The sequence below is a fragment of the uncultured Methylibium sp. genome, assembly GCF_902826655.1.
Classification (GTDB): Bacteria; Pseudomonadota; Gammaproteobacteria; order Burkholderiales; family Burkholderiaceae_C; genus Methylibium.
This window is the reverse complement of sequence record NZ_CADEFR010000002.1, coordinates 91999-109372: the sequence shown is the minus strand read 5'-3', so window position 1 is coordinate 109372 and position 17374 is coordinate 91999. Positions and strand designations below refer to the sequence as shown.

Annotated in this window: 21 protein-coding genes and 1 pseudogene; 15 read left to right on the top strand and 7 right to left on the bottom strand. The window is 67.8% G+C overall.

Features of this window, described 5'->3' with window-relative positions; translation table 11 throughout:
* Nucleotides 1–12 precede the first annotated feature (12 nt).
* The 4 genes from QZV97_RS01600 to QZV97_RS01585 all read left to right on the top strand — a co-directional run bounded on the left by QZV97_RS01600 (nt 13) and on the right by QZV97_RS01585 (nt 2084).
* Nucleotides 13–696: a thiol:disulfide interchange protein DsbA/DsbL gene (locus QZV97_RS01600; protein ID WP_295637624.1), complete on the top strand. Its 684-nt coding sequence runs from the start codon at nt 13–15 to the stop codon at nt 694–696.
* 217 nt (nt 697–913) lie between these two features.
* Nucleotides 914–1090: a hypothetical protein gene (locus QZV97_RS01595; protein ID WP_295637253.1), complete on the top strand. Its 177-nt coding sequence runs from the start codon at nt 914–916 to the stop codon at nt 1088–1090.
* A 238-nt stretch (nt 1091–1328) separates the two neighbouring features.
* Nucleotides 1329–1670: a DUF411 domain-containing protein gene (locus QZV97_RS01590; protein WP_295637251.1), complete on the top strand. Its 342-nt coding sequence runs from the start codon at nt 1329–1331 to the stop codon at nt 1668–1670.
* A 117-nt stretch (nt 1671–1787) separates the two neighbouring features.
* Entirely contained in the window at nt 1788–2084 is a 297-nt protein-coding gene (locus QZV97_RS01585; RefSeq protein ID WP_295637249.1) for a hypothetical protein, read from the top strand.
* 17 nt (nt 2085–2101) lie between these two features.
* Here QZV97_RS01585 and QZV97_RS01580 read toward each other — a convergent pair whose 3' ends face one another.
* Together QZV97_RS01580 and cadR are read right to left on the bottom strand one after the other, a co-directional pair.
* Nucleotides 2102–2446 (bottom strand): CzcE family metal-binding protein, encoded by a 345-nt coding sequence (locus tag QZV97_RS01580; RefSeq protein WP_295637247.1) that lies wholly within the window; start codon nt 2444–2446, stop codon nt 2102–2104.
* Between the two features lie 142 nt (nt 2447–2588).
* Nucleotides 2589–3032, bottom strand: coding sequence for a Cd(II)/Pb(II)-responsive transcriptional regulator (cadR, locus tag QZV97_RS01575; protein ID WP_295637244.1), 444 nt, complete (start codon nt 3030–3032; stop codon nt 2589–2591).
* A 232-nt stretch (nt 3033–3264) separates the two neighbouring features.
* On the opposite strand from cadR, the gene QZV97_RS01570 reads away from it, so the two are divergent.
* The 6 genes from QZV97_RS01570 (at nt 3265) to QZV97_RS01545 (ending at nt 7899) form a co-directional block, all read left to right on the top strand.
* Entirely contained in the window at nt 3265–5379 is a 2115-nt protein-coding gene (locus QZV97_RS01570) for a heavy metal translocating P-type ATPase (RefSeq protein WP_295637621.1), read from the top strand.
* Entirely contained in the window at nt 5292–5738 is a 447-nt protein-coding gene (locus QZV97_RS01565; protein ID WP_366558872.1) for a DUF3703 domain-containing protein, read from the top strand. The genes QZV97_RS01570 and QZV97_RS01565 overlap by 88 nt, the downstream gene beginning before the upstream one ends.
* A gap of 71 nt (nt 5739–5809) precedes the next feature.
* Nucleotides 5810–6286 carry a signal peptidase II gene (gene lspA / locus QZV97_RS01560; RefSeq protein WP_295637240.1) on the top strand — a complete coding sequence of 159 codons (477 nt, stop codon included), beginning with the start codon at nt 5810–5812 and terminating at the stop codon, nt 6284–6286.
* A 43-nt stretch (nt 6287–6329) separates the two neighbouring features.
* Nucleotides 6330–6791 carry a copper chaperone PCu(A)C gene (locus QZV97_RS01555; protein ID WP_295637238.1) on the top strand — a complete coding sequence of 154 codons (462 nt, stop codon included), beginning with the start codon at nt 6330–6332 and terminating at the stop codon, nt 6789–6791.
* Complete coding sequence (locus QZV97_RS01550; protein ID WP_295637235.1) at nt 6788–7246, top strand: disulfide bond formation protein B; 459 nt, start codon at nt 6788–6790, stop codon at nt 7244–7246. Before QZV97_RS01555 ends, QZV97_RS01550 begins: the two co-directional genes overlap by 4 nt.
* Nucleotides 7243–7899 carry a thioredoxin domain-containing protein gene (locus tag QZV97_RS01545; RefSeq protein WP_295637232.1) on the top strand — a complete coding sequence of 219 codons (657 nt, stop codon included), beginning with the start codon at nt 7243–7245 and terminating at the stop codon, nt 7897–7899. Before QZV97_RS01550 ends, QZV97_RS01545 begins: the two co-directional genes overlap by 4 nt.
* Nucleotides 7900–8004: 105 nt before the next feature.
* On the opposite strand, the gene QZV97_RS01540 is transcribed toward QZV97_RS01545, so the two are convergent.
* From QZV97_RS01540 to QZV97_RS01530, 3 genes are all read right to left on the bottom strand, one after another.
* On the bottom strand, nt 8005–8787 hold the full coding sequence (locus tag QZV97_RS01540) for a hypothetical protein (protein ID WP_295637228.1): 783 nt from the start codon (nt 8785–8787) through the stop codon (nt 8005–8007).
* Nucleotides 8788–8868: 81 nt separating this feature from the next.
* The gene (locus tag QZV97_RS01535; protein WP_295637618.1) at nt 8869–10485 is read right to left on the bottom strand and encodes an alkaline phosphatase; all 1617 of its coding nucleotides are present in this window, start codon (nt 10483–10485) and stop codon (nt 8869–8871) included.
* A gap of 233 nt (nt 10486–10718) precedes the next feature.
* Nucleotides 10719–12734, bottom strand: coding sequence for a TonB-dependent receptor (locus QZV97_RS01530; protein WP_295637226.1), 2016 nt, complete (start codon nt 12732–12734; stop codon nt 10719–10721).
* 380 nt (nt 12735–13114) lie between these two features.
* On the opposite strand from QZV97_RS01530, the gene QZV97_RS01525 reads away from it, so the two are divergent.
* Complete coding sequence (locus QZV97_RS01525) at nt 13115–13360, top strand: hypothetical protein (protein ID WP_295637224.1); 246 nt, start codon at nt 13115–13117, stop codon at nt 13358–13360.
* 152 nt (nt 13361–13512) lie between these two features.
* Nucleotides 13513–13758 (top strand): annotated as a pseudogene (locus QZV97_RS01520) (heavy metal translocating P-type ATPase); the annotation flags it as partial.
* On the opposite strand, the gene flgB reads toward QZV97_RS01520, so the two are convergent.
* Nucleotides 13738–14172, bottom strand: coding sequence for a flagellar basal body rod protein FlgB (gene flgB, locus QZV97_RS01515; protein WP_295637222.1), 435 nt, complete (start codon nt 14170–14172; stop codon nt 13738–13740). The pseudogene QZV97_RS01520 and the gene flgB overlap by 21 nt on opposite strands.
* Nucleotides 14173–14328: 156 nt before the next feature.
* Between flgB and QZV97_RS01510 the strand changes: the two genes are divergently transcribed.
* Entirely contained in the window at nt 14329–14622 is a 294-nt protein-coding gene (locus QZV97_RS01510; RefSeq protein WP_295637219.1) for a zf-TFIIB domain-containing protein, read from the top strand.
* Nucleotides 14623–14733: 111 nt separating this feature from the next.
* On the opposite strand, the gene QZV97_RS01505 is transcribed toward QZV97_RS01510, so the two are convergent.
* Nucleotides 14734–15150: a diacylglycerol kinase gene (locus QZV97_RS01505; RefSeq protein WP_295637216.1), complete on the bottom strand. Its 417-nt coding sequence runs from the start codon at nt 15148–15150 to the stop codon at nt 14734–14736.
* Nucleotides 15151–15223: 73 nt separating this feature from the next.
* Here QZV97_RS01505 and QZV97_RS01500 point away from each other — a divergent pair, with 73 nt between their 5' ends.
* On the top strand, nt 15224–15583 hold the full coding sequence (locus QZV97_RS01500; RefSeq protein WP_295637213.1) for a hypothetical protein: 360 nt from the start codon (nt 15224–15226) through the stop codon (nt 15581–15583).
* A 99-nt stretch (nt 15584–15682) separates the two neighbouring features.
* A complete protein-coding gene (locus QZV97_RS01495; RefSeq protein ID WP_295637210.1) occupies nt 15683–17362 on the top strand; it encodes a hypothetical protein in 1680 nt (559 codons plus the stop codon).
* Nucleotides 17363–17374 lie beyond the last annotated feature (12 nt).

Sequence of the window (17374 nt, the reverse complement as noted above, 5' to 3'; positions counted from 1 at the left end):
ACTCTGTAGTTGGTGCAGGCTCAAGAATGTCGGTTCACCGAACTTCTGTTGTTCATCATGGATCGCCGCCATTTCGTCAAGATCGCCGCCGCTTCGCTTGCCACCTCGCCGTTGCTCGCCGCTGCGCAGGAGAGATTCACGGAGGGCAAGCACTTCGTGACGATCTCGCCGCGTCAGCCTACCCGCGATCCTAAGCAGGTCGAGGTGCTTGAGTTCTTCGCCTACGGTTGCTCGCACTGCAACGCATTCGAACCGGCGATCGACGCCTGGCAGAAGAAGCTGCCCTCCGACGTGCTGTTCCGTCGCATACCGGTTGCCTTCCGCGAAGTCCCGTTCGTGATGCACCAGAAGGTGTATTTCGCGATCGAAACGCTCGGTCTGGTCGAGCAGCTGCACCGCAAGGTTTTCGCGGCCCTTCACGCTGAGCGCCAGCGCCTGGAGAAAGCCGAGGAGATCGCCGACTTCGCGGCAAGGAACGGCGTTGACCGGACCCGCTTCCTGGACGCGCTCAACTCCTTCGCGGTTGCCACCAAAGCGAAGCAAGCCACCGCGCTGGCCACTGGGTACAAGATCGAAGGCACACCTTCGATCGGTGTCGACGGCAGCTGGCTGACCACTGGCTCGATGGCGGGGACGAACGAACGCTCGTTGGTGGTGACGGAGTACCTGGTGGGTTTAGCTCGAAGGGGCGCCTGAGCGACCCGCAACCGCCGCGCGGCGTTGGCAACCAGCAGCCGCTGTGCTGGCCATCGGCTAGCCTAGACACATGACGCGGACGGCATCCACACGACGATGGCCCGCAGCCTTGGCCGCTGCTTGCCAGCTGTTCGCGCAGATGGCTCGCGCGGCCTATGCCTGTCCGGTAGAAGCGGCCGCCCTCGCCAGCGCTCCCATGCCGTGCGAGGAAGGAGTGATGACGCCGGGCGCCGGCATGGATCCCGACCAGCCAGCGCTCTGTGCCGAGTACTGCCAACGCGAAGCGGCGCAGCCGGCACCGGACCTGACGCCGTCTTCTGCCGCTGTCGCTCCGGCCTTGGCACTGTTGTTCGTGCTGGTGCCCGTCGGCCGTGTACCTTCTGTTGCGCCGTGACCGCCTATAGGCCAACCTCGATCGGTAAGATGAGAAGCACCGCCCGAGCCCCGGGGCGCCACGAAAGGGACGACAAATGGATCGGATGAGCGTCAATCGAAACGTGTTTTTGACGAGACGTTCGGTTCTGTCGCTGGCCCTGGCCTCGCCGCTAGTCACACAGGCGCAGGATTCGCCTATCGGAATGCAAGTGTGGAAGGGTGCCCGATGCGATTGCTGCCAGGATTGGTTGGACCACATGGAGAAGAACGGCTTCGTCGTCGTGCGGGTACATAACGAAGGCAACAAAGAGGCACGTCGGCGGCTGAAGATGCCGGAATCGGTGGGCGCATGCCACACGGCGGTCGTGCGTGGCTTCGTGATCGAAGGCCACGTTCCGGCCGCTGACGTGCACCGGGTCATCAAGCTGCGCACCGACGCCGTGGGGCTGGCGGTGCCCGGCATGCCGGTGGGTTCGCCTGGCATGGACGGCCCGAAGTACGGCAAACAGAGGGAGGCCTACGACGTGCTCCTGGTTGGCGCAGATGGCACGACCACGGTCTTCTCGCGCTACGCTTCGAGCGAATCGGATCGGAAGTAGAGGGCGCGCGGCATGAGATAGCGCTGCGCCCATGGCGCCTATCTCGCGGAACGAGTGGCTCGGGGCCATGGCATCGCGGACGGCGGCGCCTACCGAGGTCTCGATCCGGACGGACCCTTGTTCCTGAGTGCAACGGGCGAGGGCTTCCGCATCACGCAGTACGGCGCCGAGGGTCGGCGGCGCTGCCTCTGCCGCCCGATCCTCGAGACCTACCGCAAGCTGTTCCGCTACGCGGAGCTGGAGTGGGCGACGCCACTGTCGATCCGCCGCACGGTGGTGGCGCGCCTGTACGACCGCGGCGCCGACGAGGAGCAGGTCGGCCTGGTGCTGGGCATCAGCGAACGCAGCGCGGTGCGCGAGCAGTTTCCGCGTGCCCGACCCACCATGGCGAGCCTGGTGCAGGAACTGGTCTGAGCGTTGCGTAGCGCTGCTTATCGGCGATTCGACGGGTTGCGGCCGACGTACACGACGAAGGGCGTGCCAGCGAAGCCTGCCGGTGCGATCTGGTTCACATCGACGGACCTGCGGTCGAGCCCGTCGAAGGTCCACGAAAACTGCTTGGCGCCGCTGCGGAAGGTCACGCTCTCGCCATAGGCGACGTTGAGCCGGTCGGTGGACGCCAGGTCGACGAAACGCACCGGCACACCCTGCGCCGCCGGCTGCCCGTAGATCGACTGGCCGTTCATGAACGTGTTGCCGTTGGCGGCGAAGCCCGCGAGGGGAAGCACGCTCAAGGCAACGAGGGCAGCGGCGCGGAGTCGGAGGGTCGATTGCATGTTCAGTCCTTTCGATGTGGGAGGGGTGCCGCCGGCGCGCGATCGCGCGCTGGGCTGGCATCGAAAGGGACTGTAGAAACCGCTTTCCAACAGCCGCTGAACGGGAACATGACAGCTTCGTCATGTTCGCCGCGGCAGGGGCTCAGTGCGTACCGCGGATGTGGCGATGTGGTGACGCGGAGGTCGACTGGGCGGCCGCGGTGTCGAGCTCGTTGAGGATGCCGCACTGCTCGATCGCATGCGGCGTGCCGCACCTTGCGCGCAGAGCCTTTAGCTCCTTTTGCAGCGTCCGCAGTTCGTGGATGCGGTGGGTGACGTGCCCGATGTGCTCGTCGAGCAGTGCGTTGACCTCGCCGCAATCCTGCGAGGGCGCATCGCGCAGCCGCAGCAGCGTCCGGATCTCGTCCAGCGTCATGTCCAGGTTGCGGTAATGGCGGATGAACGCCAGCCGCTCGGCATGGGCAGCCGTGTACACGCGGTAGTTGTTGTCGGCGCGCTGCGCCGCGGGGATCAGGCCCTCGCGCTCGTAGAAGCGGATGGTCTCGACCGCCGTGCCGGTCGATTCGGCCAGGTCGCCGATGCGCATCGTCTTTTCCGTGGTGGATCGAGGATCTTGACTCTACACCGACTTCAGGGTTTTCAATGGCGGCCATGAGTCAAGGAACGCACCCGTGAGCACCACACATACCCACGCCAAATCCGCTGCCGCCAGCGAGCCCGCCGACGCCTGCGGCGCCTGCCACGGGCCCGCCTGCGCCGCGCCAGTGCCGCCGGGCGCCGCCGCACCCGCCGGTTGGGCCCGGTTCCGCGTGCCGACGATGGACTGTGCCAGCGAGGAGTCGGAGATCCGACGCGCGGTCGAGCACATCGCCGACATCCGCGCGATGAGCTTTCAGCTCGGTCAGCGCACGCTGGCCATCGACGCGCCGCTTGCTTCCGTCGAACAGGCCGTGGCCGCCATCCGCATGGCCGGATTCGATCCGCAGCCGGTGTCGGAGAAGGGCGCTGGCTCGACCAGCGAAGCGGGAACCGAATCGGAGGACCATGAGCACGGCGCCGGATCGGAAGGGGCGTGGCGGCTCGGTGGTGCCCTGCTGCTGGCCTTGGGCGCGGAGGTGCTCGGCTTCTTCGCCCCGGACACGCAGGTCTGGAAGGCCGCGGGGCTCGCCGTGGCGGCCGCGGCGATCTGGCTGGCCGGGTTCGACGTCTACAAGAAGGGCCTGACCGCGCTGCGCCGTGGGCGGTTGAACATCAATGCCCTGATGACCGTGGCTGTGACAGGCGCGTTCGCCATCGGCCAGTGGCCGGAGGCCGCCATGGTGATGGCGCTGTACGCCATTGCGGAGGCGATCGAGGCGCGTGCTGTCGATCGCGCCCGCAACGCGATCAAGGGCTTGCTGGCCATGGCGCCCGAGGAAGCCTCGGTGCGGCAGGCCGACGGCAGCTGGGCGACCGTGCCGGTCGCATCCGTGGCGCTGGGTGCCGTCGCGCGGGTGCGGCCCGGCGAGCGCGTGCCGATGGACGGCGTGGTATCCGCCGGCAGTTCCAGCATCAACCAGGCGCCGGTGACCGGCGAGAGCATCCCGGTGGACAAAGCGGTCGGCGATCCAGTGTTCGCCGGCACGATCAACGAGACCGGCACCTTCGAGTTCGAGGTCAACGCGCTGGCGTCGAACTCGACGCTCGCGCGCATCATCCACGCCGTGGAAGAGGCGCAGGGCACGCGCGCGCCCACGCAGGGCTTCGTCGACCGCTTCGCCGCCGTCTACACGCCGGCGGTCTTCGTCATCGCGCTGGCCGTGGCGCTGCTCGGCCCCTGGCTGCTCGGCTGGACCTGGATGCAGGCGGTCTACAAGGCGCTGGTGCTGCTGGTCATCGCCTGCCCCTGCGCGCTGGTGATCTCGACCCCCGTGACGATCGTCAGCGGCCTGGCCGCCGCTGCGCGGCGCGGCATTCTGATCAAGGGCGGGATCTATCTGGAAGAGGCGCGCAAGCTCAAGGCCATCGCGCTGGACAAGACCGGCACGATCACCGAGGGCAAGCCCAAGCTGGTGGCTTGGGAGGTGCTCGGTCCGGGGACCGATGCTGCCGCCGCCGAGCACATCGCCGCGGCGCTGGCAGGGCACTCCGACCATCCGGTGTCCCGTGCCATCGCTGCGGGCCTGCGGCCCAACAGCGTCGAAGCGAAGGACTTCAAGGCCATCGCCGGTCGCGGTGTCCAGGCCGACATCGACGGAACGGTCTACGTGCTCGGCAACCACCGGTTGATCGAGGAGCGTGGCCAATGCTCCCCGGCGCTGGAGACCACCTTGCGCACGCACGAGGAAGCGGGTCGCACCGTCAGCCTGCTGGCCTCCGACGCAGGCCCCGTCGCCTTGTTCGCTGTTGCCGACACGATCAAGCCGTCGTCGCGCGATGCGGTGGCATCGCTCAAGGCACTCGGCATCACGCCGGTGATGCTGACCGGCGACAATCAGGCCACGGCCACCGCCATTGCGCACGAGGCCGGGATCGACGTAGCGCGCGGGAACCTGCTGCCCGAGGACAAGCTCGAAGCGATCAAGGCGCTGCAGGCAGAACATGGCCTGACCGCGATGACCGGTGACGGCATCAACGACGCGCCGGCGCTGGCGCAGGCCGACATTGGCGTGGCGATGGGCGCCGCCGGCACCGACACCGCGATGGAAGCGGCCGACGTGGTGGTGATGAACGACGATCTGCGCCGCATCGCCGAGACCGTGCGGCTGTCGCGGTCGACGCATGCCGTGCTGTGGCAGAACATCACGCTGGCGCTGGGCATCAAGGCGGTGTTCCTGGTGCTCGCGGTATTCGGCAACGCGTCGATGTGGATGGCGGTGTTTGCCGACATGGGCGCGAGCCTGCTGGTCGTGCTGAACGGCCTGCGGCTGTTGAAGAAAGGGGAGGGCAAGTGACGACAACGACAGGATCACCGCACATCGAGGCCTTCGAGGCCGCAATGGCCGAGGCTGCCCGGCACCGGTCCGCCGGCGACGCCAAGAGCGCGTTCGCGGCCCTCGAGCGCGCGCATGTGCTCGGGCAACTCGACTTCGTGCCGCATGTGCGGGTGCACTGGCAGATGCTTCGGATCGGCTGGGCGGCAGGCGACCGGCGCGAAGTGACCGGCCAGTTGATGCGCATCGCGTTGGTGCCGGTGGGCCATCTGGTCGGCCGCCTGCCGGTCGGCAACACCGGCGGTTCGAACGTCAGTGCGTTCAAGCCGATGGCAATCCCGCCCGATCTCGAGCGGCTGATCGAGGACCGCGACCGATGACTCCCGCATCCGTCGGCCTTGTCGAACCACGCGCGGCGGCCGCCGCGTCGCGGGGCCGCTGGTGGCTGCTGATGGGCGTCGCCGCCTTGCTCCTCGTGCTGGATCAGGGCATCAAGTGGGTGGTCGCCGCGAATCTGCCTCTGGGCGAAGGCATCACCGTCACCGCCTGGTTCAATCTTGTCCATGTCCTCAACCCCGGCGCGTCGTTCTCGTTCCTCGCCGACGCGGGCGGCTGGCAGCGCCACGCGCTCACCGCGGTCGGCCTGGCCGTCAGCGTGGCGCTCGCCGTGCTGCTGTGGCGCGGCGTTCGCAGCCGACTCGAAACGGCCGCCTACGTCGGCCTGATCGGCGGCGCGCTCGGCAATGTCGTCGACCGGCTGCGCATCGGCGCGGTGGTCGACTACCTCGACCTGCATTGGCGCGGCATGCACTGGCCCGCCTTCAATCTGGCCGACATCTTCATCGTCGGCAGCGCGGTGCTGCTCGTGCTGGCCTCGTTCCGGCCAAGGGCCGATTCGCGCGAAGCCGGCCGAGGAGGTGCGACGTGAGTCCGCAAGCGCCAGCAACGGATCCCGGGGCGAGAATGTCGAGATGAGCTTTCTTCTTCCGAAGCGTGTGTTGTCCCGCTGCCTCGCCGCGCTGCTGGCTGCGGGTGCGGCGTCGGCGGTACATGCGCAGGTGACCGTCGATGGCGCGTGGGCGCGCGCCACCGTGCCGAACCAGTCGGCCACCGGCGCCTTCATGCGGCTGACATCCCAGAAGGACGTCGTGCTGACGGGCGCCAGTTCGCCGGTCGCCGACATCGTCGAAGTGCACGAGATGTGGCTGGACAAGGACATCATGCGGATGCGGCCCGCCGATCGCGTGCCCTTGAAGGCCGGCCAGACCGTCGAGCTGAAGTCGGGCGGCCTGCACGTCATGATGATGGACTTGAAGAAGCAGCTCAAGGCGGGCGAGCGCGTGCCCCTGACGCTCTCGTTCACGGCGGCCGACGGCAGCGTGTCGAAGGTCGAGGTGAACGCGACGGCTGGCTTCGCGCCACCGACACGATGAGCGAAGAACAGCCGGTTGCCCGGCATGGCAACAGCCGGAACGCCGCGTTCTGGACGCCGCTGTTCCTGGCCTGGCTGCTGGCGCTGCTGGCCACGGCCGGCGCGTTGTTCCTGGGCGAGGTGATGGGCAAGACGCCGTGCGTACTGTGCTGGTACCAGCGCATCGCGATGTTCCCGCTGGTGCTAGTGCTCGGCATGGGCCTGTTCGCGTCGGATGCGCGCTGCGTTCGCTACGCACTGCCGCTGGCCGGCGTGGGATGGGGGATCGCCGCCTACCACCTGCTGGTCTTCTGGAGCGTGGTGTCCGAAGGGCTGGTGCCGTGCGGCAAGGGATCGTCCTGCGCCGACGCCGACGTCCAGGTGGCCGGCGTGGTGCCGATTCCTTTGCTGTCGCTGGCGGCGTTCACGGGAATCCTGGTTACGTTGTGGGTGGCAAGAGCGAGGGCAAGAACATGAGCAGGAAATGGATCGTGCTGGGCACTGTCGCGGCGGTGGTTCTGGCTTTCGTGGCGGGCGTCGTGGTCTTCACGAACCGCTCGAACCAGGAAGTGAAGCAGGCGGCGCAGACCCACAGCGATGCGCTGGTCAGGCCGCACTCGCCCGTCTTCGGCAATCCGGCGGCCAAGGTGACGATCGTCGAGTTCTTCGACCCGTCCTGCGAGACCTGCCGGGCCTTCTATCCAATCGTCAAGCGCATGGTCAACGCGAGCTTCGGCCAGGTCAGGCTGGTGGTGCGTTATGCACCGCTGCACCACGGGTCGGACACGGCAGTCAAGATCCTCGAGGCGGCGCGGCAGCAGGGCAAGTACTGGGAGGCGCTCGAGCGTGCCCTGGCCGCGCAGCCGCAGTGGGCCGCGCATGATCGCCCGCAGCCGCAGATGATCTGGGACCTCATCGGTGACATCGGGCTCGACATGGCAAAGGCCAGGGCGGATGCCGACGGCCCGGCCGTGGCCCAGGTGTTGCGGCAGGACGTTGCCGACATGCAAGCGCTGAAGGTCGACCGGACCCCCGGCTTCTTCGTCAACGGCATGCCGCTGCGTGAGTTCAGCGAGGCGCAGTTGAAGGCGCTCGTCGAGCAGGAGCTCAAGAAGGCTAGTACGCCCTGAACAATGGCGTGATTCGCAGAGTCATGCTCAGCTGTTCGAACTCGGCCGTAGCGACGTGGCTGTTCGGGCCTTGATGCTTCTTGGGGGCACGTTCCCGAGCGGGCGTCAGTGGCGGTGCTGCGAGCTGCGCCAACCGATACTGGCGTCCATCGCCTCGGCCTTGCGAACCGTCGTGTCCTGCGCCATGTCGCCGAAGTCCGCGGCATCGATGCGCAGGTAGTCCGCCCCGCGAACGCCGGGTTGCGGCCACTCGGCGGGGGCCCGCGAGGCGGACTGCTTGAGGACGAGTCGCACACGGCTGCCGTCGGCCTCCCGGCGCTCGGCGAGCGCGGGCAGCTGCAGATCCGGCATCCAATGCACGCGCAGCGTGGCTGCGCCTACCTTGCCTACCAAAACCGGCGCGGCGCACAAGTCGCTCCCGCGAGTGGCCATCGGCTTGAGAAGCGCCAGTTCACGAGCATCGATGAAGGTGGCGATCGGCTGCCAATCGGTGGCCACGCCGAGCGTGGCCAGTTCCCCGGTGCTGTACTCCACGACACGCTGCTCGTCGTGGAAGGTCCGCTCGAAGCGAACGCGGTCCTGCGCGTCGCGATGCCAGGCTTCCTCGATGTCGCCCTTGATCACGGCGACACGTTGCGCATCGCGGAAGAAGTACCAGGTATGCGTTCGTGTCGCCTTCGCGGAGCCCTTCGCAGGCAGCACCTGCACCTCGTAGCGCGCGGCGATCACCGGCTGCGGGTCACGCCACAGGATCGTTCGCGGCGTGGCCGCGGCAACACCCGTCGGAGCGCGCTGTACTTCGTGGGCGGCAACAGCGAATGGCTGAAACGAACCCAGCAGCGCCATGAACGCCGCCGCAGCACAGCCCATCATCGTCGTGCTGTTCATCTTTTCAAGCGGGAAGACTGGTCGCTGAGATTGCGGCCGGTCGGGCGGTACGAGCCCGGTCGGCCGAGGTTCGCGCATCGATCAATCTCGGTCCCGACCACGGTGATGCCCACCGTTGCGTAGCGCTTCCATCATCACGTGGAAGATCCAGTTCTGTTCCATCGATCCGCCCACGAGGTGCGCCTTGGGGCCGCGGGCATAGATCGGCACGTCCTCGCCAGCATGCGTCTCGGAGCCCGTCGGCACGGCGGCTTCCTGCAAGAAGTTGAGGTCGGTCGTGTCGACGCTTGTCAGGTTCGGGCGGGCGCCGCTCCGGTAGCCGGGGCCGTTGATGTAGCCCAGCGTCGTGTACGGCAGGCCGTTCGCATCGGAGGCGTTGGCCAGCGGGGCACCATCGCGCTCAGGAACCTCGCGCACCAATCCGAGGATGTTGTTGCCCCGGCTCGGGTAGCCGGCGATCGTGAAGGTGTGGCTGTGATCGGCCGTCACGATGATGAGCGTGTCGTCGAGCTGGCCCGTCGCCTTCAGAATCTCGAGCGTGCGTCGGATCGTCTTGGAGAACTCGACGGTTTCGAGCAGCGCCCGCTTCGCGTTGCCGCCGTGGTGCGCATGGTCGATGCGGCCCGCTTCGACATGCAGGAAGAACCCGTGATGATCCTTGGTGAGCATGCGCAGCGCCTTGTCGGTCATCTCGGTCAACGACGGTTCGCCGGCCGGGTCGCGCGCGCGGTCGGCTTCGAACTGCACATGCGACGGCTCGAACAGGCCCAGCAAATAGCTGCCGTAGGCGGGCTCGAAGGCGTCGAACTGCGCCTTGTTCCATGCGTAGGCTGCTGCGCCCATCGTGCCGCGCGTGCCGACCCACTCGGCGGCGAGGTTGCGGCCATCGGCGCGACGCCCCTTCTGCGTCGGATACTCGGGGTCAGTCACCGTGTTCGGGAGAAAGTAGGTGCGGCCGCCGCCGAGGGCGACCTTGAGGCTGGAGCGGACGGTAGGCGACAGCTCGATCAGCTGGCGCGCGATGTCCTTGACCGCAGAGGCGGATCCACGGCACGTTGCGCCCGTGTTGACGTCGGTCAGCGGCAGGTTCGCGTCGGCCTCCCAATCGCGCACGGCGGTGTGCGCGTACAGCGCCGCGGGCGTGGCGTGTGTGATGCGTGCCGTCGAGACGATGCCCGTCGACTTGCCCATCGCGGCCGCGTATTCCAACACCGTCTTGACGCTGTTGGCATCGATCACCGAGGCGTTGCATTCGCCGCGCGCCGTGCTGTGGTTGACCGACAGCATGCCCTCGCGGGTCTTGTAGCCGGTCGACATCGCGGTCATCGTCGGCGCGGAGTCGGATGTCTGCTGATCCCAGGAGTAGGTCTTCGACAGCGCGAGGTACGGGAAGTCGCGGAAGTTCTCGAACGACAGGCGGTTCTCCTCGCCCGGTTTGCCGGCGAGCTGGCCCTCCAGGATGCGCGCCGCCGTGACGGTACTGACGCCCATACCGTCGCCGACGAACAGGATCACGTTCTTGGCCGGCCGGTTGAACTCACGCACCGACTTGCTGTCGTGGATGAACTGCTGGCCGGCCTTGAACCAGTCGTTGACCGACTCGGGGCCTTGCACGACCGGAGGCTGCTGGGCGGTGGCGACGCCAGCAATCAATGCCGCCGCGGTCGCGGCGGATCGACGAAGTATCTGAAGGTGCATGTCCACTCCTGGCTGTAAGTTTGACGTCTGGAAACCGCGCAACGGCAGAGATGCCGCGAGAGCGACTCCCATCCAGGATGGTTGCAACGCGGTATGTCCGCGTCATGACAGTCACAGGCCAAACCCTTTTGCCGGTCAGCTCACCCGGCCATGACGGCGCGGGCGTTCGTCTGCGGGCGCCGAGGCGCAGTCGCTCCTCCGCGAAAGCCCCGCGCAGTCATCGACCGGGAGGTTCAGAAGGCGTACCTGATGCCCGCCTGGATCAGCCGCGGCACCCCCACCTGAATGCCGCGCGTCCGGTCGACGATGTATGTCTTGTCGCCCAGGTTCTTGATGGCCATGAACAGCGCGGTCCTCTGCGGCTCGAGGTAGTAGTTCAGCGCGGCGTTCCAGACCGTGAAGCCCGCGAGCCGGCCGGTCTGGCCGTTGCCGGTGGTGGACGCGGCCTGCGTGTTGGCGAAATCGCCGAACTGCTCGCTGACGTACACCGCCTCGAACTGGGTGTCGAAGCCGCCGGCCGCATATCCGACGGCCGCGGTCAGCGTGCGCTTGGGCGCGTACGGCTGCCGGTTGCCCGCGGCGCTGCCGGCGACGACGGCGTCGTTGACGACCTGGCGGAAAGGCGTGCGCTGCTCCGCCGTCGGCAAATAGGTGAGGGCACCGCGCAGATAGACGCCGCTCGTGCGTCCGAGGCGCCCGGAAAGCTCCGCGCCCTGGAAAAGCGCCTCGCCCTGGGCGAGCGGCGTGCTGCCACCGGCGATCGAACCCACGGCGATCAGGCGCTTGAAGTCGTTGCGGAACACCGTCGCTTGGACGCTGGTCCCGGCGGCCGGCTCGGCGCGCAGCCCGACTTCCCAGTTGGTGGACAGCTCCGCACCCACCTCGGTGCTGGTGCCGGTGCCGGTGATCACGTCCTCGGTGCGCGGCGGAGCGAAGCCGCGGTGCACGCCGGCGAAGACGGTCATGGTCTTCGTTGGGTTGTAGGTCGCACCCAGGCTCGGGATCCATTGCGCGATCGAGTCGGTTCCCGTGCGGCCGGTGAGGTTCTCGATGCGCCTGTTCTTGATGCGCTCGTAACGCACGCCCGGTGTCACGGTCCAGCGCTCGAGATCGAAACGGTTCTGGGCGAAGAACGAATAGGCGTCGGTCTCGCGGCGGCTGTTCTCCACCTCGATTCCGCTGCGAGCCGTCGGCGACGCGCCGTTCACCTGCCTGCGCTTCTGCGTCTCGTAGTGCGCCTTGACCCCGGCCTGAAACTCGCTGTCGATGCCGAACGCCGCGTGCGCCAGCCGCAGCCGCGGCTCGATCCCCCAGGTGTCGTAGTTGCGAAGCCTTCCCTGGACTGAATTGCAGTTATCGACATCGACCCGTTGTCCCGCGAGCCGCGCGTTGGTGAAGCTGGCACCGCACTGCGCATCGGTCGTGGTACTCGACTGGCGCCACCAGTTGCGGTCGAAATAGGAGAAGTACAGGTTCGTCAGGACCACCGCGCTCTCGCCGATGTCGATCTCGTGCGTAGCCGAGGCGCCGTAACGCCGGACCTGGAAATCGTCGTTCTTGAACGGGTTGTAGCGCGGGCCCAGATTGGCGAATTCGGCATCGGTGAGGCCGCTGTAGGTGACGGTGGAGTCCTCCGAGTAAGCGTTCGCGCGCAGCGTGAGCGCCTGGCTGTTGCCCAGGGCGAGCACCCACTTGAAGTTGATATCGTTGATCTCCGAGTTGATGTTGTCGCGCGCGCCGTCGCCCTGCTTGCGCGTGAAATCGAGCAGCATCCCGCGTCCGCCGAGGCGGACCTTGCCGTTGAAGAAGTCTCGATTGCCGAGCGTGCCGGAGACGAAGCCGCCGAACTCCTGAGGTGGAGTGGGGGTGATGTAGTTGATGACGCCGCCGATCGTCTGCGGGCCGAACAGGATCTGTCCCGCACCCTTGAGCACCTCGATCCGCTCGAACCGATCGATCGGCGGGTGGTAATAGCTCGCGTTGTCGCCATAGGGTGCGTAGGCGAGCGGAATGCCGTCTTCCAGCAGCGTGACCTTGGTGGAGCGGGTCGGATTGAGGCCGCGTATGCCGATGTTCGGACGCAGACCGAAACCCTCTTCGTCACGCACGTTGATGCCGGGCACCTTGCGCAGAGCTTCGTTGACCGTGAACACACGGCTGCTTTCGAGCGTGCGCGAGTCGATCACCTCGGCGCTGCCGGGAACGGTGGTCAGCCTTTCGGCGTTGCCGATCACCTCGACCCTCGGCATGACCACCTCAGGAGCGCTGGGCTGCGCCTGTGTGAGCGGGGTGAGAAAAGCGAATGCCGCTGAAGTCAGCGGCCGGAGTCTTGCAGCGTACATAAGATTCCTTCTCGTGGTTGATCTGCCATGGCTGGCTGAACCCGAGAAGGTTGGCTGGCTGCATTTTGAAGGGTATCACGAAGCCATAGATGGAAGCGTTCCGCCACGGTGGGCACCACCGTGGCCGGGACCGAGACTGATCGACGCACGACGGGCAGCCGATCGCCACCTTCATCGATGCTCGTGAACTGGCGCTTCTCAAGCCGATGGCCACTCGCGGGAGCGACTTGTGCGCCGCGCCGGTTTTGGTAGGCAAGGTAGGCGCAGCCACGCTGCGCGTGCATTGGATGCCGGATCTGCAGCTGCCCGCGCTCGCCGAGCGCCGGGAGGCCGACGGCAGCCGTGTGCGACTCGTCCTCAAGCAGTCCGCCTCGCGGGCCCCCGCCGAGTGGCCGCAACCCGGCGTTCGCGGGGCGGACTACCTGCGCATCGATGCCGCGGACTTCGGCGACATGGCGCAGGACACGACGGTTCGCAAGGCCGAGGCGATGGACGCCAGTATCGGGTGGCGCAGCTCGCAACACCGCCACTAACGATACGCTATACGGGCGCGTACCGCCGCCGCTAGGATCGGCGGCGTCGGGCCATGGTCACCAAGACCAAAACCAAGACCAAGTTCGATCGCAGTTTCGCGTGCCCGTGGTGGTGCTGCTCGCGCGGGTTGTGGTCGACGAGCGGCTCGCCGCTGCCGTCCGCGGTGTGCCTGTCGCGCAGCACCAGCCGCGTGATCAAGCAGAACCTGTGGGTTAGCCTCGGCGTCGTGGCGATGCTGATCCCGGCCACGATCCTCGGGCTCGGTATCGGCACCGCGGTGCTGTTTCACGAGGGCTCGACCCTCGTCGTGATGATCAACGCGCTGCGCCTGCTGGCCTACCGCGCGCCGACAACGGCCTCAGCGGCCTCAGCCGCCTCAGCGGCGCGGGTCGGATGAGGCCATCTTGAACTCCTTCCACTCGTCATCGAGCGACGCAATCGCGAGTTGGTAGAGGATGGTGTTTTGCGCGAAAGCGGACCGCTCGCGGTCCATGTCGACGCTGTTGCCGTCCAGGTTGCTTTGCGCCGGAACGACGTAGCGGGCGAATTCGAGCGTGCTTCGGGTCAGCGGCTGCATCGTGGGTGCTGCGCTTTCGCTCGTCGGCGCCGTTGCGAGGGACCATTCCTGTGCGCGCATCTCGCGGCGCAGGCTGTCGGCAAAGCTAACGTCCATCGCCCGATAGCCGGGCGTGTCCGCGTTGGCGATGTTGGATGCGAGCAGCGCCTGCCGTCGGCCGCGGAAGATCAGCGCCTTGGCCTTGAACTCGTCGTCCTGCCCGGCGATGTCCGAGGAAAGGCGAAGGGGCTCCATCGGTGCGGCGTGAATGCTGCGGTAGTCTGTCTGGCGAGAAGCACGTGCGAGGCGCGAAACAGCGGGTGATAGGTACGCTTGTTCGACACTTCCGGGAACCGCGACGGCCGCCCGACGCTCCAAGCCGCATCGAGCCACCAACAAGAAGGATTGCCCATGCAATGCCCCGTCTGCAAGGACCAGCAACTGCTGATGAACACGCGCCAGGACATCGAGATCGACTACTGCCCCAAGTGCCGTGGCGTGTGGCTCGACCGCGGCGAACTCGACAAGATCATCGAGCGCAGCCAGCGCGAGGCCGACACGACGCCATCGGCGACGAACGCGGCGGCTGATGCGATGGGCGACGGCTGGCGCGGCGACCACGGGCGTGGCCGTGGCGGGCACCACGGTGGCTCCGGGCATGGCGGGAGCCGTCACGGCAGCTTTCTGAAGCGGCTGTTCGACTGAACGCGGCGGCTGGCGCGTGCCGCTTGGCCGGGTGGACTGCCTGCCTACCGGATGCGGATGGCCCGCGCAGTGAGCAGCCGGCCCGACACACCCGGCGTGTGAAGGGCCGCTCTACAGGAGCGCCACCACCCACACCGCTGCCGCTGCGACGATGCTCAGCATCACCGCCGCGCTGCCCATGTCCTTGGCGCGCTTGATCAGCGGGTGCGCATCGCGGCACGCCGCGTCGGCCAGCGCCTCCAGCGCCGAGTTCAGCAATTCAACGACGAAGACCGCCACGATCGACACCGTCATCGCCAACGCCGCCCAGCGTCCGGGCGCGATCCACCAGGCCAGCACGATGAGCGGAACGCCGATGGCCAACTTTTGGCGGAACGCAGCCTCGTGCCGCAACGCGGCCCGCAGGCCATCGCGCGAGTAGACCAAGGCACGCCAGAGGCGCACGAAGCCGGGCCGGCTCTTGAAGGGGGCCGGGCTGAGGTCCGCGTCGGTTTCGATGGATCGCACATAGCGGCGATGATCCTCCAAGCCGCGCCCTGCGCGGCGAGCGGCCGGCGCGCCGCGGTGGCGTCGCGCGCCGGCAGTTCCGTACACTGACCCGATGCGTGGGGTACTCGGCATCGTGCTCGTGGTCGTGTTGGCGGTCCAGTTCGTCTGGGGCGCGGCGGCCAGCGTTTGCCGGCACGAGCAGGGCACCGGCGCGGCGCACTTCGGGCACCACGAGCACCGGCACGCGGCCCAGTCCGAGACCGCCTCGCCGGTCGACCACGGCGCCGGCTCTGCGCCGACGGACGACGTCGACTGCGGCGCCTGCCATCTGAGTTGCGCGCGGCCGGTCAGCGATGCCCGGCCAGTGCCGGTCGGGCCGTTCGCGCCACCGCGCTTCGCGCAGGCACGTCCGCCCGACACGGCCGCGCCGCCCTCCGCCATCGAACGCCCGCAGTGGCGCCTTCGGGCCTGACCCGGCGAGGTGCTGCTGCCACTCACACGTCCGTCTCGACACCCCCGACTCCTCGCCGACATCTCCCATCCTGCCGTTCGAGACGGCCTGGAGAGTTCGATGGCGAAGTACGAGTCCTTTCTCCTGGTGCTGCTGATGGCCGGCCCGGCCGCAGCTCAGGTTCCACCCGACCCGGCGGTCGAACCGGCGCACGAGGCACCCGCGCCTGGCGCGCCGCGCCCCGCTGACGCGCTGCCCACGTTCGCCGAGCTCGAGGCCGCGCAGGCGCGCATCGGCGAAGTGCGCGTGGTGACGCGGGACATCTTCGACACCGACGACCTCGCCGAGAACCGCCTGCTCTTCCGCTGGGCCAACGCGTTGCATGTGAAGACCCGGCCCGAGGTCATCGAACGCGCCTTGCTGTTCAAGGGCGGCGAGCCGGTTTCCGCGCGGCTGATCGAGGAAACCGAACGCCTGCTGCGCAGCACGACCTACCTCTACGACGTGTGCATCCGTCCGCTCGCGGTGCGCGACGGCGTGGTCGACATCGAGGTCGCCACGCGCGACACCTGGACGCTCGATCCGAGCCTCAAGGCCGGCCGCTCGGGGGGCACGAACACGAGCAGCATCAGCCTGAAGGAAGACAACCTGCTCGGCACCGGCGTGGCGCTCGGGGTGAGCCGCGTCAACGGCGTCGACCGCTCGGGCACGCAGGTCGATCTCGGCGTGGACCGCGCCTTCGGCAGCTGGACCTCGGTGAGCCTGAGCCGGGCGCGCAACGGCGACGGCCGGCGCGACGCGCTGGCGGTGGCGCGGCCGTTCTACGCCCTCGACGCGCGCTGGGCGGCCGGCGCCAGCTTCTCGCGCGACGACCGCATCGACCCCGTGTACGACGCGGGCCGGCCGGTGGCCGAATACCGCCGCCGCGAGAACCGCGGCGAGGTCTTCGGCGGCTGGTCCGCCGGGCTCGTGGACGGCTGGGTGCAGCGCTGGTCGCTCGGCGCCAGCCTGCAGGACGACGGCTATGCGCCAGAGCCAGGGCGCGTGCCGCCTGCGCGCCTGCCGGCCGACGAGAAGCTCGTCGCCCCGTTCGTGCGCTACGAACTGATCGAAGACCGGTTCGAGAAGCTCGACAACCGCAACCTGATCGGGCGCCCCGAGTTCTTCGCGCTCGGGCTGGCGGCCAAGGTGCAGTTGGGCCGGGCCATGCCGGCCCTCGGCTCGAGCCGCTCTGCGTGGGTCTATACGGGAACCGTCGGCCGCGGCTTCGAGCTGGCGGCGGGGCAACTGCTGACGCTGACCGCCTCGGCGCAGGGCCACCAGGAGGACGGGCGCGCGCACCGCCAGCAGTTGGGTGTGCAGGCCCGCTACTACCTGCCGCAGTCGGCGCGCTGGCTGTTCTACGCCGGGGCTTCGGCCGATGCGCTGCGCAACGCCGAGCCCACCGAGTCGCTGCCGCTCGGCGGCGACAATGGCTTGCGCGGTTACCCGCTGCGCTGGCAGAGCGGTACGCGGCGCGCGTTGTTCACGCTGGAGGAGCGCTTCTACACCGACCTGTTCCCGCTGCGGCTGTTCCGTGTCGGCGGTGCGGCGTTCTTCGACATCGGGCGGGCCTGGGGCGGCAGCGGCGCCGGCAGTGCCGATCCGCCGTGGCAGCGCAACGTCGGCTTCGGACTGCGTTTTTTCAGCGTGCGCACCGCGTTCACCAATGTGCTGCACGTAGACCTTGCCTTTCCGCTCGATACCGATGCTGGCGTCAAGCGAGTGCAGTTGATCGTCAAGACCCGGGCCAGCTTCTGACCCGCACACGGG